A 13,932-nucleotide genomic window follows, 5' to 3' on the forward strand; every position below is an offset into this window, starting at 1 on the left:
GTTCGATCAGCTGCCCATTGCGTCAGCGGTACTCCGGATTCACGAAGTCGAACCGACAGCCTGCGTCCCATTGGGAGCGCTGGTTCCCGTGCGCGGGCACTCCGCCTGCGTCTTTGAGCATCCGTGCGAAGTGCATCAGATTCCAGGTCATGAACGTCGTGTTGCGATTCGTGAAGTCGTTTTCTGGTCCACCTGAACCCGGATCGAGATAGGAGGGCCCAGGGCCGGCCGGACCGATCCAGCCAGCATCGGCCTGCGGTGGAATGGTGTAGCCGATGTGCTGCAGCGTGTACAGCACGTTCTGCGCGCAGTGCTTGACCCCGTCTTCATTGCCGGTGATGAGGCAACCGCCGACGCGTCCGTAGTACTTGTATTGCCCGGCCTCGTTGAGGAGGTGCGAGTTTCCGTAGAGGCGCTCATGGATTCGCTTCATCACCGAGCTGTTGTCGCCAAGCCAGATCGGTCCGGCAAGGACGAGGATGTCGGCGGCCATGACCCGCTCGAATAGAACCGGCCACTCGTCTGAGGCAACGCCGTGCTCGGTCATGTCTGGCCACACGCCGGTCGCGATGTCGTGATCGACGGCGCGAATCTCGTCAACGACGACCCCGTTCGCCCGCATGATCCCAGTGCTGATGTCGATGAGGCCCTGCGTGTTGCTGACCTCGGGAGACGGCTTGAGCGTGCAGTTGATGAACAACGCCTTCAGGTCGCTGTAGTCGGCCATGAACCTCTCCTCGCATCGGATCGACGGCAAGCCCGAGTTGGAGTGAAACATCCTCTACCAGGCTTGTTGCACGCCTGACGCTACTCCTGGCGGGGTGCCGGATTTCTGACGAAAGAGTGACCGCAGAGCGTTGTGCGGGAACGTCATCGATGATGTCGGCATGCTCGCTCATCAGTTCAGTCTTGACGCGGCGACCTTCATGACCACTGTTGTCGTCACGGTCGCGATGTATGCCGTCTTCCTCCTGCTGTCACGCGTGACGGGATCACGCGGACTCAGCAACTACGCGCCGTTTGACTTCGCAGCCTTTGTGGCGGTCGGGGCGATCATCGGTCGCACTGCGCTTCTCCAGGTGCCCACCCTGGGCGTCGGAGTGACTGCACTATGCACACTGTTCGTCGTGCGCGGAACGCTGGGGGTCGTTGCGATGACGTCCGCTGGCGACCGCTTCCTCAACGGCAGCCCGGTCCTGCTCGCGGTCGACGGCCAGTTGAGGCGCCGCGAACTCCGGAAAGCCCATGTTCACGAAAACGATGTCCGCCAGGCCCTTCGGCGCGCTGGAGTCCATCGACTCGGCGACGTCAAGTATCTGGTCCTGGAGCGAAACGGGATGATCAGCGTCGTCCGTGGCGAGGTCGAACCATGGCTGCTCGACGATATGGCGTCGTCCACGAGAAATGGTGCGGCGAACTGGTTCTGATTATCTGTTTGCGGGAACGCCGAGTTCGGCCAGCAGGCCGCGGACCCGCTTCTCGATCTCGTCGCGGATCGGGCGAACTGCCTCGACCCCTTTGCCGGCCGGGTCGTCGAGCTTCCAGTCGAGAAACCGCACACCCGGGTAGTAGGGGCACGCGTCGCCGCAGCCCATCGTGATGACGACATCAGAGGTTTCGACCGCAGCACCGGTCAGGATCTTGGGCTTCTGGTCCGAGATGTCGATACCGACCTCGCCCATGGCCTCGACCGCTGAGGGGTTGATGGACTCAGCGGGAGCGCTGCCCGCCGATCGGACTTCGACTCCGTCTCCGCCGAGTGCGGTGAGGAACCCGGCCGCCATTTGCGAGCGGCCCGCGTTGTGGACGCAGACGAACAGAACACTCGGCTTGTCAGTTGTCATGAGGCGCAATCGCTTTCGATTCATTGTGCGGAATGACGACGTCGTCCGCGGCAGTGGCCGCATCGGGGTAGAGCAGGACGATCAAGCCCAGGCCGATCAGGCCGCCGACGATCTGGGCGGCAATGAACTGCGTAACGCAGTTCGGCGAAATGCCGGCGAAGGTGTCGGAGAAGATCCGGCCGATCGTGACGGCGGGGTTGGCGAACGAGGTCGAGCTGGTGAACCAGTACGCCGAACCGATGTAGGCGCCGACCGAGGCCGCCGATAACGCGGCCCGGCCGGTGCGGGCCAATGCGAAGATCAGGGCGATCAGGCCCGCGGTGGCCACGACCTCCCCGACAACGTGACCGGTGGTGATGCGGTCCTTATGGGAGATCTGGAATGCGGCCAGGTCGAACATGACGTTCGCCAGCACCGAACCGGTGATGGCGCCGGCGATCTGGGCGACCGCGTACGCGGCGACGTCACGGAGCGACAGTCCGGTGCCGGTGCGACGGCCGAGCAGCCAGTCCGCAGCCGAAACCACGGGATTGAAGTGCGCGCCGGACACTGGCCCGAACAGCAGAATCAGCACACCGAGCCCGAGCACGGTCGCGGTCGAGTTCTGCAACAGCTGCAACCCAACGTCGTCGGGCGACAAAGATGCAGCGGCGATGCCCGAGCCGACCACGACGGTGACCAGCAGCGCAGTGCCGATGAACTCCGCGACAAGCCGGCGGGCTAGGGGACTTGTTGTCACCGGTCACCCACCATCTCGAGACGGCCGGTCCCGAGGAGACTCGAAAGTTGTTGCAGAGCACCGGGAACTATCCGGTAATAGACCCACGTTCCACGTCGTTCCGCCTCGAGAAGGCCCGCTTCGCGGAGCACCTTGAGATGATGGGAAATCGTCGGCTGCGATAGGTCGATACCGGCCGATACGTCGCACACGCAGGCTTCCAGGTCGGTACGGCTTGCAACTTGGCTCATGAGCCGCAGCCGAACCGGATCGGCGAGTGCGCGCAGCTTGGCTGCGAGTTCGACGGCTTCGTTCGCGGAGAGTGGTTCCCATCGCCGCGGCTGCGTCGCGCAGTCGGCCGACACGTCGGTCAGCGGGAGTCCTTGATTCGACACGCATCAATATTGACGTGTGTCGAATCAAGGAGCAACACGAGGCTCAGCAGCAGGCTGCGACCTTGCCTGCGGAGTCGGCTTTCTGACTGGTGCAGCAGGCCGTGTCGGGGTTGGCGAGCAGGTCGCGGCTCGTGCCGAAGGTCTCGGAATCGGCCAGGACGGTGTACACCTCCCACTGTTCGCCGTCGGGTGCGCCCACCCACACCTTGTCCTGGGTGGCGAAGCAACAGGTTGTGCCGATCTGCTCCTGAGTGAACAAGCCTTCGCCGGCCAGGCGGGCAATTTCGTCGTGCACCTTCTGCGAGGACTCGACCTCAACGCCGAGGTGGTTGAGCGAACCGCCGTTGCCGGGATTTTCGATCAGCACGAGCTTGAATGCCGGCTCGGCGATCGCGAAGTTGGCGTAGCCCGGCTTGAGCTTGGCCGGTTGGGCTCCGAAGAGCTTCGAGTAGAACGCGACGGACTGGTCAAGGTCGTCGACGTTGATGGCGAGCTGGATACGAGACATGACAGGAAACCTCCACCTGTGAGACATATGTCAAATAGCTGACGACATCAGAATGCTGCACCTTTTAGATATATGTCAAGACCTTTGGCATACTTGATTCATGCCGAAGGCGCTGCCGATTCTCGATATCTCCACACCTGTGTGCTGCACGCCAGTGGCGGCAGCGCCCGTCAGCGACGAGGCCGCTTTGCAGGTGGCCCTCCGTCTCAAAGCGCTGGCCGACCCGGTTCGGATCAAGTTGATGTCGTTGCTGCTCACGAGTTCCGAGGGACAGGAAACGACGGGCCGACTCGCTTCGGCGGTCGGACTCACCGACGCCACGGTCAGTCACCACCTCGGGCAGTTGCGCAATGCCGGACTCGTCGAATCTGAGCGCGACGGCATGAGCGTCAACCACCGTGGCAACCGGGACGCGCTGTCCGCGCTGTGTTTCGTGCTCGATCCCAGGTGCTGTTAGGTTCCCAGCCGGCGCACCGAGATTGGTAGAAACACCGCGCTCACCAGGGTGTTTCGAGCAGTCTCGAGTAATGACGGTAGATGCCAGAACGACCCTCAAGACACAGCTCCCCGGTGGACATGACGCGCTCGACGACTTGAGTCCGGACGAAGCCTCCGACCTCCTGCAGATGTTCACCGCGGCTCGTGCTTTCGAAGGGAAGGCGCTCGAAGCCGCGATCGACGAAACCATCAGTGCGCTGCCACGGCTCTTCCGCGGCACCGCTCGCGCGATCGTCTTCCCGAAGGGCAAGTGATGAGCGAGCTGGTCACGAGGGCGCAGATCACGCTGCTTGCCCGCCAACTGCATGTTCCTGAAGACCGCGTCGCGCATCTCGAACGCCTCGGCGCCAAGAAGCTGAAGGATCTTCGCGAAGCGATGTCGCACGTCATGTTCGACGACAATGCGGATGTCTTCCGGCGGGTGAGCATGCTCGTCCCCATCGTCCCGCTGCCGATCGTGATGCCCATCGTGCAACGGGTCTGCCCGCCCGAAATGGCGGGACGTGCCGCGGGTGCCATCGCCGTCGCGCACCCCAAGAAGTCGGTCTCGGCGCTCACGCTCGTCAAGCCCGAATATGGGGCCAGCGCCGCGCCGTTCGTCGACCCGCGTGCGGTCGAGAAGATCGCGCATCTCGCGCCGCACCCTCCGGTGGTGGCGATTGCCAAGGAACTCTTCAAGCGGCGCGATTACTTCACCGGTGGTCTTTTCGTCGACGCGGCAACCCCGGAGCTGATCAAAGCGGTCGAGGCCGGAATCGACGATGACGAGGGCATGATCCGAACGGGCGCGTATGTGTACTCGGGCGAGGTCATCAGCAACATCGTGCGGGTGATCATCGAGGCATCGCCGGACCGGATCGGCCGGCTCGTTGGAACCGCTGCCAATGGACCGACCGACCTGAGGCTGGCGAGCCTGTCCGTCCTGTCGAGGATTCATCCCGAGCTCATTGCGATCGCTGCTGAAGCGTTGGTCGACGTGACCGATGAGGCGCTGCTCGCAGACCTGTTCCGCACCTACGTGGCGGAAGGCGCAGCGGCTGAACTGTTCAGATTCATCGGCCACATGACCCCGGCAACGCTCGACATTCTGGCCGCGAATTCGGTGTTGCAAGACCAGGCACTGCTCGAAACCGTCGTACGCGATCTCGCGGCAAACTCAGACGAGGGTATGTGGAAAGGGCTGCTCGAGGTTGCGGAGCGGGCGGACACGACGATCCAATACCGGATACTCGCGGCGTTCATCAGCACCGAGGAGGGCCTTCCGGCGCGATTGGCGCACGCGGCGACCCGTCAGCACCTCTGGCCCTTGCTGCTGCGCATGCTGTCGAAACAGGACAACAAGATGCAGACGAGCATGGCCGAAAGTTGGAGCGGAGCCATGACCTCCGCGGACCACGCGAGTTTCGAACGATGCATGAGTGAACTGCACCTGCAGGATGCGCTGAAGTCCGTGCGAGCGGCGCTGACGTAATCCGCGCTCGATATTGGAGAACAAAACAGCCCCGCAACGGAAACCGTTGCGGGGCTGTTGTTTTGCTATCTCGACCTAGCGTCGGGGTGACAGGATTCGAACCTGCGACCTCTTCGTCCCGAACGAAGCGCGCTACCAAGCTGCGCCACACCCCGTGGCATCTCGGCGGCTGAATCAACCTCCGGAAACCAGCGTGGATACTCTAACCCACAGAGGCTTCAGAATGCGAAACGCCGTGGTCAGAGCCCATTTCTGGGTTCTTGACGGGCACCAGTGTGAGCAGCGTGGCCTCGGGGCGGCAGCAGAAGCGGGCCGGTGCCCACGGGCTGGTCCCGATTCCTGCGGAAACGTGCAGCTTCATGTGCGCGCCCCACTGCGACGCGCCCTTGACGCGGGATCGGTCGAGCTCGCAGTTGGTGACGAGCGCGCCGTAGAAGGGCAGGCACAGCTGGCCGCCGTGCGTGTGCCCGGCGAGGACGAGGTCATAGCCGTCGTCCGCGAAGCGATCGAGAACGCGCGGCTCGGGGGAGTGGACCACACCTAGGCGCAGGTGCGCGAGCGGGTTCGGCGGACCCCCGATCGTCTCGTAGCGGTCGCGCTTGATGTGCGGGTCGTCGACGCCGGCGGCCGCGATGCGCACGCCATTGATCTCGACCTCATGCCGAACGTGGGTGAGGTCGACCCAACCCCGCTCGACGAACGCCGACCGCATGTCCCGCCACGGCAACGGTGCGCCGCCGCTGCGCTTGTGGTCCTTGTCGAAGTACTGGAACGGGTTCTTCGGCTTCGGCCCGAAGTAGTCGTTGCTTCCGAACACGAAGAAGCCGGGACGACTCAGCAGGCGGTCGTAAGCCTGCACGACAGTCGGAACCGCCCGCGCGTGGCTCAGGTTGTCACCCGTGTTGACGACGAGGTCCGGGTCCAGCCGATCGAGCTCGGCGATCCAGCGCGCCTTGAGGCGCTGGTTCGGCGTCATGTGCGCGTCGGAGATGTGCAGAATCTTGAGGCTCGGGGTACCCGGCTCCAGAACCGGGAGAGTCGCTTCCCGCAACGTGAAGAGGTTGCGTTCGATCAGCGTCGCATAGGCCAAAGCACCAAGCCCGGCGGTGGCGAGTCCGACCACGGCCGGCGATGTGAGCAGGCCTGCGAGACCCGCTCTAGGCGCCGGTGACGGCTTCTGAGCTCCCATTGCACCGATGATACTCACGCCAGCGCCCCGCGGGCTGAGACAGCCATACGCGGGGCGCTGGGGTATTGCTGAGGAATGAGCGTCAGTTCACTCGGATGACTGGCCTTCGCCGAGTGGTCGGCTGGTCCCCGTTGTCCGACGGAGAAGGCACCGCCGTGTAGCGCTGGCTGCCATCACTCAGGAGCAGGACGATCGTCGTACCCGGGACTGCCGACCCAGCCGGCGAGGTGCCGATGGCGGTGCCATACGGCTGCGTTCCTTGGACGTACTCCGCCGACGGTTCGAATCCAGCGGCGCGCAGCGTGGACTCTGCCGAGGTCCGGCTCAGGCCGGCCACATCCGGAACCTGTGCGCTCATCGAGCCGCGGACGAACTTCGGGTCGGCTTCCGGCAATTCTGTCGGTCCGAACTTGTCCATCACCCCGCCGATCGCGGTGTACCACGTCATCGCCGGCTCTTGACCACCGAACAGGTTTCCGCCCCAACAACTCCGCAGCGGGAACGAGCAGATCTCACCGGGCGTCGGCGAGTCACCGTAGATGTACGCAGCGCCGGCGAGCTTGTTGGTGAAAGCGAGGAACCCAGAGCTTCGGTTGGTCTCCGTCGTTCCGGTCTTGGCCGCGACCGGCCAGGTCCATCCGGTGGCCCGGGCGGCGCCCGCCGACGTTCCGTTGCCCCGGTCGTCCGAACCCATCGCGACGGCGAGGCTGTCCGCCAGGCCCGGCTCGACGACCTGCTCGCACGGCTGTTCGGTCAACGGAATGTTCTTTCCGTTTCGGTCCACGATGTCGAGGATCGGGCTCGGCGGGCACCACTTGCCGTGGGATGCCAGCGTGGCCGCGACGTTCGACAGCTCGAGTGGGTTGACCGCCGTCGGGCCGAGGGTGAACGAACCGAGGTTCTGCTCCTTGATCATGTCCGCGAGGCTCTGATCGCTGAATCCGGATGTTCCCGGGTTCGTGTACGACCGCAGTCCGAGGCGGACCGCCATGTCGACGGTCGGCCGGACGCCGGTCTGCTGGATCAGGCGAACGAACGCGGTGTTCGGCGACGTGGCAAGCGCTTCGGTCACGGACATGGGCGACTTGTAGTTACCGGCGTTCTGGACGCAGTAGTAGTTCGCCGGGCAACCGGCCGCACCACCGTGACCCATGCCGAGCACGTTCACGCGTCCCGGGACGTCGAGGTAGGCACTCGTTCCGAGGCCCTTCTCCATGGCCGCGGCGGTGGTGAAGAGCTTGAAGATCGATCCGGCACCGTCACCGACCATCGAGTACGGCTGCGGCTGCACCGTTTCGTGCTTGTCGCCATCGAGGCCGTACGTGCGGCTACTCGCCATCGCCACGACTTTGTGCGAATCCTGGCCCGGCGCGATGATGCTCATGACCTCGGCGATGTTCTCGAGCTCCGGGTCGGCGTACTTGACGATCGCGGCCTTCGTGGACTTCTGCACGTCCGGATCCAGGCTCGTCCGGATGAGGAATCCGCCCTTCTGGATCTGGTCCCGCGAGATACCGGCCGACTCGAGGTAGTGCAGCGCGTAATCGCAGAAGAAGCCTTCGTCCGATGCCGCGATGCAACCCTGCGGCAACGTGTTCGGTTCCTTGAGCACGCCGAGCGGCTTGTTCTTCGCGGCGCGGAACTCGTCCGCCCGCTCGGGGATGTTGGTGATCATCGTGTCGAGAACGGTGTTGCGACGCTCGAGGACACCCTGCGGGTTCGTGTAGGGGTTGAGCTTCGAACTCGACTGCACCATGCCGGCGAGCATCGCGGACTGCGTCACGCTGAGGTCCGCGGCGCTGACGCCGAAGTACGTCTGCGCGGCGTTCTCGATGCCGTAGGCGCCGTTGCCGAACGGAACCAGGTTCAGGTACCGCGTGAGGATGTCGTCCTTGCTCAGTTTCTTGTCGAGCGTGAGCGCCATCCGGATCTCGCGGATCTTACGAGCAGGCGTCGTTTCGATCGCGGCTCGACGCTCGGCGTCGGTGCGCGCCAAAACCAACAATTGGTAGTTCTTCACATATTGCTGGTCGATCGTCGAGCCACCGCGGGTGTCGGTGGAGCCACCGTTGGCGAAACCAATCAGACCGGTGAGCGTGCCCTGCCAGTCGACGCCGGCGTGCTGCAGGAATCGGCGGTCCTCGATGGACACGATCGCCAGCTTCATGATCGGGGCGATTTTGTCGCTGGGGACCTCGAATCGACGCTGTTCGTACAGCCAGGCGATGGTGTTGCCCTTGGCGTCTTTCATGGTCGTGACCTGCGGAACCACGCCTTCAACCAGCTCCGAGGCGACGCTGTCGACCGCGTCGGCCGCGCGGTTCGACATATAGCCGAGACCGCCGGCGATCGGGAAGATCAAACCTGCGAGGAGGAAGGACGCTAGAACGCAGCAACCAGCGAGTCTGGCGACTGTTTGCTTGACCGGCACCCGGACAGACTACGTGCCTTCAGGCCTGGGATCGGGGAGCGGTCAGGGCACGTCTTTGTCGGAAAGAACATGACCCGTGACAATCTTGTCCTTCGCTTAGAGGACGCTTAGAACACTGCATGGACACCCGTACCAAAAAAATTGGTTACAGGACTTGCGTGTTGGTAGTTGCATTCCCTAAATTATGTGCTCAGTGTGACACAGCTAACAGTTGGTATGAATGTGATGTTAGTTCGCCGCGGGAGTGTTCCAGCGGAGGGCGACACAAAACCACTAGGGCGCCGCGCAAGTGGTGTTCGGATCTGCAAAGGGGCAAAACCGAATGCACATGTCCACCCCGTTGACTCGGCTCGAGGTCGAGAAGGCCGAGGCCAGGATTGCGTGGGTCTCGCAGGCAAGATGCCGCGACGTAGACCCAGATCAGCTTTTCGTGCGGGGTGCTGCGCAACGTAAGGCAGCCACCATCTGTCGCCACTGCCCGGTCCGAATGGAATGCGGCGCAGACGCTCTCGATAACCGCGTCGAGTTCGGAGTCTGGGGCGGCATGACCGAGCGCCAGCGTCGCGCACTACTCAAGAAGTACCCGGACGTGAAGTCCTGGTCGGCGTTCTTCGCGTCGCAGCAGCCCACCATCAACTAAACACTCGTTGATACAGTTCGGCCCCGCTGGCAAAGCTGCCAACGGGGCCGAATTGTGTGCTGGTGTCGGGTGGCCTCCCCGATGGATTGCCGTCCCGAGGACCTGATCAGGTGCGTAGTACGGCAATCCGTCGGAATTTGGGGGGTGTCAGGCCCGCGTGAGCTGATCGGCCACCGCGCGCAGCGCATCGAGGTCGACGACCTCGTACGGCAATGCTGGGACCGGCTTCCACCGCACGCTCGGGTGGGCCGCGGTGAATCGGTGCATGAGGTGCTGTTCCCGCTTGGCCGACTGGCTGCGCTGCGCGTGGATGCGCAGCACTGCCGAGGCCACCGCGCCCTGCGCCGAGCTGTCGGTCGCTTCGATCTTGTCGGCCGCGGTCAGCGCATGGTCCGAGTTGACCTCGGCGAGAGACGGGTGGGTGCGGTTGAGCACCAGGCCGGCAAGCGGCATGCGGTCGGTCGACAGGCGATCAACGAAGAAGGCGGCCTCGCGCAGCGGGTCCGGTTCGGGCGCGGCCACGACGAGGAAGTAGGTGCCGGGGCGAGCCAGCAGTTCGTACGTCTTGTTCGCGCGGTCGCGGAAGCCGCCGAAGATCGAGTCGAACGCACTGACGACGAACGTGATCTCCTTGAGCATCTGGCCGCCGATGATCGTCGACACCGCTTTGAGTCCTAGGTTCATGGCGCCGGTCAGCAGTCGGCCGGCCCCGCGGCCTGATGCCGTCATCATCTTCAGCATGCGGCCGTCGAGCAGCTTCGCTGCCCGCTTGGGGGCGTCGAGGAAGTCGAGCGCGTTCCGGGACGGGGGAGTGTCGACCACGATGAGATCCCAGGAGCCCTGCTGGACCAGTTGCCCGAGCTTCTCCATCGCCATGTACTCCTGCGTTCCGGAGAACGAGGTCGCCATCGATTGGTAGAACGGGTTCGCCAGAATCTGCTCGGCCTTCTCCGGCGTCGCATGTTCGAGAACCATGTCGTCGAACGTGCGCTTCATGTTGAGCATCATCGCGTCGAGCGTGCCCTTGGCGTTCGGTGCGAGAGTGAGCGCCTTCGGGGTGTTGTTGAGCTCCTCGACGCCGAGCGCCTGCGCCAGGCGCTTGGCCGGGTCGATCGTGAGCACGACGACCTTGCGGCCGTTCTCGGCGGCGTGCATGGCCAGCGCGGCCGCGGTGGTGGTCTTGCCGACGCCACCCGAACCACAGCACACGATCACCTTGGTGTTCGGGTCGGCGAGGATTCCCGCGATGTCGAATTCAGTCGAGGTCATCGGACGCCCTGCTCCGCTAGTTGTTCGGCGAGCTCATACATGCCACCGAGGTCGACGCCGTCGGTCAGCGCCGTGAGGCGCATCCGGGCGACGTCGACCTTCTCCAGTGCTGCGGCGCACTCGTTCTGCGCCTGCACCCGCATGGCGTATTCGCTTGCCTCGGTGAGGAGGCCGTCGATCGCCGTGTCGTTCACCGGCAGGCCGGCCTTGTGCAGCGACTCGGCGATCGCAACCCGGTCGAGCCGCCCGTCCGCGGCGGCGCCGATCGCGTCCGCCGGCAGGAACGGTTCGCTCGCACGGTTGACGATGACCGCGCCGACGTGAAAGTGGTTGCTGGTCAGATCCGCGACGGCATCCGCGGTCTCCTGCACGGGCAGCGCTTCGAGCAGCGTGACGAGGTGAACCATCGTCTGCTCCGAGTGCACCAGCTCCGAGACGCCGATCGCCTGGTTCATGACCGGGCCACCCTTGGCCATCTCGGCCATCGCCTTGGTGACATCGAGGAACGTCGTGATGCGGCCGGTCGGCGGCGCGTCCACGACGATGGCGTCGTACGTCCGGTGACCCGTCTTGTCGATCCGGTTGACGCACTCCTTGATCTTTCCGGTGATGATGACGTCCTTGAGACCCGGAGCGAGCGTCGTGACGAAGTCGACCGCGCCCATGCGCTTGAGCGCGCGACCGGCGAAACCGAGGTTGTAGAACATCTCGAGGTATTCGAGGAACGCGTGCGGCACGTCGAGGGCCAGGGCCACGACCTCGCCACCGCCGTCGGCGGTCGCGATCTTGGTCTCCGTGGGCGGCAGCGGTGGAAGGTCGAACAGCTGCGCAATGGATTGGCGGCCTTCGACTTCCACCAGCAGGACACGGCGGCCGCCCGCGGCCAGCGCCAGCGCGAGAGCTCCGGCGACGGTCGACTTGCCGGTGCCGCCCTTGCCGGACACGTAGTGCAATCGCGCTTTGGCGGCCTTCGCTGGCCACGTTGCAGGTTGCGATGAGGTCACGTTGTTGACATTAGCGGGTCCCATTGTCCCATTTCGGCGGTACCGCAACGGCGGTATGTCGAGGAGCGTCATCAGCGGCCTTCCGGCACGTCAGGGAGATCTTCTTCGAACCGACGGTAGGGGCCGCCCACGCCGATTTCGCCCTCCCGCGGTAGGAGATTTTTCGGTTGCCGGGTGATCTCGTGGTAGGCCGGGCAGGTAGCCTTCCGGCTATGACCAAGTGGGAATATGCGACTGTTCCGCTGCTGACGCACGCTACGAAGCAGATCCTCGACCAGTGGGGCGAGGACGGCTGGGAGCTCGTGTCGGTGTTGCCCGGCCCCACCGGCCAGCAGCACGTGGCTTATCTCAAGCGCAGCAAGGCCTGAACATGACCGCGTGGACCACCCGGCTCGACAGCCTCGGCATCGTGCTCCCCACGCCGGCGAAGCCGGTCGGCGCGTACGTTCCGGCAGTTCGAACCGGCTCGTATGTCTATACGTCCGGCCAGCTGCCCTTCGTCGAGGGGCGCCTTACGGCCCCCGGCAAGGTCGGGGATGACGTCACGCTCGAGCAGGCGAATGCCGCGGCTCGGTTGGCTGGACTCAACGCCCTCGCGGCCGTCCACGACCTGGTCGGCATCGATTCCGTCGTCCGCATCGTGAAGGTCGTCGGATTCGTCGCCTCCGCTGCCGGATTCACCGAGCAGCCGCGGGTCCTCAACGGTGCCTCGGAACTCATGGGCGAGATCTTCGGTGAAGCCGGAGTGCACGCTCGCTCCGCCGTCGGTGTCGCGGAACTTCCGCTGGGCTCGTCGGTCGAGGTCGAGATCATCGTCGAGGTACAGGGATAAAGCCGATGGGTCTCGAACATCCCGCCTATGGACAGCTGCGGCAGGTAACCGAGACCGCGGGGGTGGTCCTGGCGTCCAACCCCGGCATGATGACGATCGACGGCACGAACACCTGGATTCTGCGGGCTCCGGGCTCGGATGAATCGATCGTCATCGACCCTGGTCCGCGAGACCGTAAGCACGCCGAGGCGGTCGCCGCGGCGGCCGGCAACGTCGCACTGACGCTCATCACCCACTGGCACTACGACCACACCGGCGGGATCAAGCGTCACCGCAAGCTCACTGGTGCACCGGTTCGTGCGCTCGACGACAAGTACGTTCGCGATTCGACGTCGCTGTCCGACGGCGAGGTCATCGAGGCGGCGGGTCTGACGGTTCGCGTGGTGCGGACGCCGGGGCACACCGAGGACTCGCTGTGCTTCGTACTCGATGATGCGGTGCTGACCGGAGACACGATCCTGGGCAGCGGCACCACCGTTCTCAGCAGTTCGGATACCGCTCTCGCCGACTACCTCGACTCACTGGAGCGGATCGCCGAGTTGGGGGAGGGGAAAGTGCTCTTGCCGGCACACGGCCCAGACCATCCTGACGCGGCCGTGGTCGCTCGCCAGTACCTCACCCATAGACATGCTCGACTTGATCAAGTTCGGGACGCTCTGAAGCTTCTGGGGCCCGATGCGGGGTCATTGAAGGTTGTCCGACACGTCTACCGCGACGTCGATCCGAAACTCTGGGTCGCGGCCCGCAGTTCGGTGAAGGCCCAATTGGCCTACCTCCGCCAGCACGGCTGAAAGGCCCAACGAAAAACCCGGCCCCTCGCGGGCGCCATCGAGGGCGGTTTCAAGCGGTCGCTGCAACTGGTTCGGTTGGATTGGACAGTAGTTGTTCGAGGGCCTCGGCTGGGGTTTTCCAGCTGAGGGTCTTTCGCGGTCGGCCGTTGAGCTCGGATGCGACGTTGTCGAGGATTCCCGGGCCGTGGAACGAGAGGTCCGTTCCTTTCGGGAAGTATTGGCGCAGAAGCCCGTTCGTGTTCTCGTTGCTGCCGCGCTGCCACGGTGAGTGCGGGTCGCAGAAGTAGATCGGCATGCCGATCGTGGCGGTGATTTTGGCGTGCAAGGCCATCTCTCGGCCTT

18 protein-coding genes and 1 tRNA gene are annotated in these 13,932 nt (G+C 64.3%); 8 read left to right on the plus strand and 11 right to left on the minus strand.

From position 1 onward, the window contains the following. Window positions 1-22: 22 nt before the first annotated feature. Window positions 23-727 (minus strand): flavodoxin family protein, encoded by a 705-nt coding sequence (locus tag F600_RS0100255; RefSeq protein ID WP_018158565.1) that lies wholly within the window; start codon window positions 725-727, stop codon window positions 23-25. 160 nt (window positions 728-887) lie between these two features. Here F600_RS0100255 and F600_RS0100260 point away from each other — a divergent pair, with 160 nt between their 5' ends. After that, window positions 888-1,427, plus strand: coding sequence for a DUF421 domain-containing protein (locus F600_RS0100260; RefSeq protein ID WP_018158566.1), 540 nt, complete (start codon window positions 888-890; stop codon window positions 1,425-1,427). Here the strand turns inward: F600_RS0100260 and F600_RS0100265 are convergent, their stop codons facing one another. From F600_RS0100265 to F600_RS0100280, 4 genes are read right to left on the minus strand one after another with little or no spacing between them, the layout of a single operon-like run. Continuing rightward, complete coding sequence (locus F600_RS0100265) at window positions 1,428-1,844, minus strand: arsenate reductase ArsC (RefSeq protein WP_018158567.1); 417 nt, start codon at window positions 1,842-1,844, stop codon at window positions 1,428-1,430. It abuts the gene before it with no gap. After that, window positions 1,834-2,583 carry an aquaporin gene (locus F600_RS0100270; RefSeq protein ID WP_018158568.1) on the minus strand — a complete coding sequence of 250 codons (750 nt, stop codon included), beginning with the start codon at window positions 2,581-2,583 and terminating at the stop codon, window positions 1,834-1,836. The genes F600_RS0100265 and F600_RS0100270 overlap by 11 nt, the downstream gene beginning before the upstream one ends. After that, window positions 2,580-2,957: an ArsR/SmtB family transcription factor gene (locus tag F600_RS0100275; protein ID WP_018158569.1), complete on the minus strand. Its 378-nt coding sequence runs from the start codon at window positions 2,955-2,957 to the stop codon at window positions 2,580-2,582. The genes F600_RS0100270 and F600_RS0100275 overlap by 4 nt, the downstream gene beginning before the upstream one ends. Before the next feature lie 43 nt (window positions 2,958-3,000). After that, a complete protein-coding gene (locus tag F600_RS0100280) occupies window positions 3,001-3,465 on the minus strand; it encodes an ArsI/CadI family heavy metal resistance metalloenzyme (RefSeq protein WP_018158570.1) in 465 nt (154 codons plus the stop codon). A 100-nt stretch (window positions 3,466-3,565) separates the two neighbouring features. Between F600_RS0100280 and F600_RS0100285 the strand changes: the two genes are divergently transcribed. The 3 genes from F600_RS0100285 to F600_RS0100295 all read left to right on the plus strand — a co-directional run bounded on the left by F600_RS0100285 (window position 3,566) and on the right by F600_RS0100295 (window position 5,434). Continuing rightward, window positions 3,566-3,922: an Rv2640c family ArsR-like transcriptional regulator gene (locus F600_RS0100285; RefSeq protein ID WP_026306003.1), complete on the plus strand. Its 357-nt coding sequence runs from the start codon at window positions 3,566-3,568 to the stop codon at window positions 3,920-3,922. Between the two features lie 70 nt (window positions 3,923-3,992). Beyond that, the gene (locus F600_RS0100290; protein WP_018158572.1) at window positions 3,993-4,217 is read left to right on the plus strand and encodes a hypothetical protein; all 225 of its coding nucleotides are present in this window, start codon (window positions 3,993-3,995) and stop codon (window positions 4,215-4,217) included. Next, window positions 4,217-5,434 carry a hypothetical protein gene (locus F600_RS0100295; protein WP_018158573.1) on the plus strand — a complete coding sequence of 406 codons (1,218 nt, stop codon included), beginning with the start codon at window positions 4,217-4,219 and terminating at the stop codon, window positions 5,432-5,434. Before F600_RS0100290 ends, F600_RS0100295 begins: the two co-directional genes overlap by 1 nt. Before the next feature lie 81 nt (window positions 5,435-5,515). On the opposite strand, the gene F600_RS0100300 is transcribed toward F600_RS0100295, so the two are convergent. The 3 genes from F600_RS0100300 to F600_RS0100310 all read right to left on the minus strand — a co-directional run bounded on the left by F600_RS0100300 (window position 5,516) and on the right by F600_RS0100310 (window position 9,054). Then, window positions 5,516-5,589: transfer RNA gene (locus F600_RS0100300), tRNA-Pro, on the minus strand. A gap of 47 nt (window positions 5,590-5,636) precedes the next feature. Continuing rightward, window positions 5,637-6,623, minus strand: coding sequence for a metallophosphoesterase (locus tag F600_RS0100305; protein WP_051090689.1), 987 nt, complete (start codon window positions 6,621-6,623; stop codon window positions 5,637-5,639). Between the two features lie 82 nt (window positions 6,624-6,705). Further along, complete coding sequence (locus F600_RS0100310; protein WP_281168270.1) at window positions 6,706-9,054, minus strand: transglycosylase domain-containing protein; 2,349 nt, start codon at window positions 9,052-9,054, stop codon at window positions 6,706-6,708. Window positions 9,055-9,376: 322 nt separating this feature from the next. Here F600_RS0100310 and F600_RS0100315 point away from each other — a divergent pair, with 322 nt between their 5' ends. Continuing rightward, window positions 9,377-9,694 (plus strand): WhiB family transcriptional regulator, encoded by a 318-nt coding sequence (locus F600_RS0100315; protein ID WP_018158576.1) that lies wholly within the window; start codon window positions 9,377-9,379, stop codon window positions 9,692-9,694. 147 nt (window positions 9,695-9,841) lie between these two features. On the opposite strand, the gene bagB is transcribed toward F600_RS0100315, so the two are convergent. Further along, complete coding sequence (gene bagB, locus F600_RS0100320) at window positions 9,842-10,963, minus strand: ArsA family ATPase (protein ID WP_018158577.1); 1,122 nt, start codon at window positions 10,961-10,963, stop codon at window positions 9,842-9,844. Further along, a complete protein-coding gene (bagA, locus tag F600_RS0100325; protein ID WP_051090691.1) occupies window positions 10,960-11,991 on the minus strand; it encodes an ATPase BagA in 1,032 nt (343 codons plus the stop codon). Before bagA ends, bagB begins: the two co-directional genes overlap by 4 nt. Before the next feature lie 188 nt (window positions 11,992-12,179). On the opposite strand from bagA, the gene sp36 reads away from it, so the two are divergent. From sp36 to F600_RS0100340, 3 genes are read left to right on the plus strand one after another with little or no spacing between them, the layout of a single operon-like run. After that, the gene (gene sp36 / locus F600_RS31415) at window positions 12,180-12,335 is read left to right on the plus strand and encodes a Sp36 family protein (protein ID WP_018158579.1); all 156 of its coding nucleotides are present in this window, start codon (window positions 12,180-12,182) and stop codon (window positions 12,333-12,335) included. Window positions 12,336-12,337: 2 nt separating this feature from the next. Continuing rightward, window positions 12,338-12,799 carry a RidA family protein gene (locus tag F600_RS0100335; protein ID WP_018158580.1) on the plus strand — a complete coding sequence of 154 codons (462 nt, stop codon included), beginning with the start codon at window positions 12,338-12,340 and terminating at the stop codon, window positions 12,797-12,799. Window positions 12,800-12,804: 5 nt separating this feature from the next. Continuing rightward, a complete protein-coding gene (locus tag F600_RS0100340) occupies window positions 12,805-13,590 on the plus strand; it encodes an MBL fold metallo-hydrolase (protein ID WP_018158581.1) in 786 nt (261 codons plus the stop codon). 49 nt (window positions 13,591-13,639) lie between these two features. On the opposite strand, the gene F600_RS0100345 is transcribed toward F600_RS0100340, so the two are convergent. Continuing rightward, window positions 13,640-13,932: IS30 family transposase (locus F600_RS0100345; RefSeq protein ID WP_018158582.1), on the minus strand; the 293-nt coding region annotated here is incomplete at its 5' end.

Source organism: Smaragdicoccus niigatensis DSM 44881 = NBRC 103563, from assembly GCF_000380645.1.
Lineage (GTDB): Bacteria > Actinomycetota > Actinomycetes > Mycobacteriales > Mycobacteriaceae > Smaragdicoccus > Smaragdicoccus niigatensis.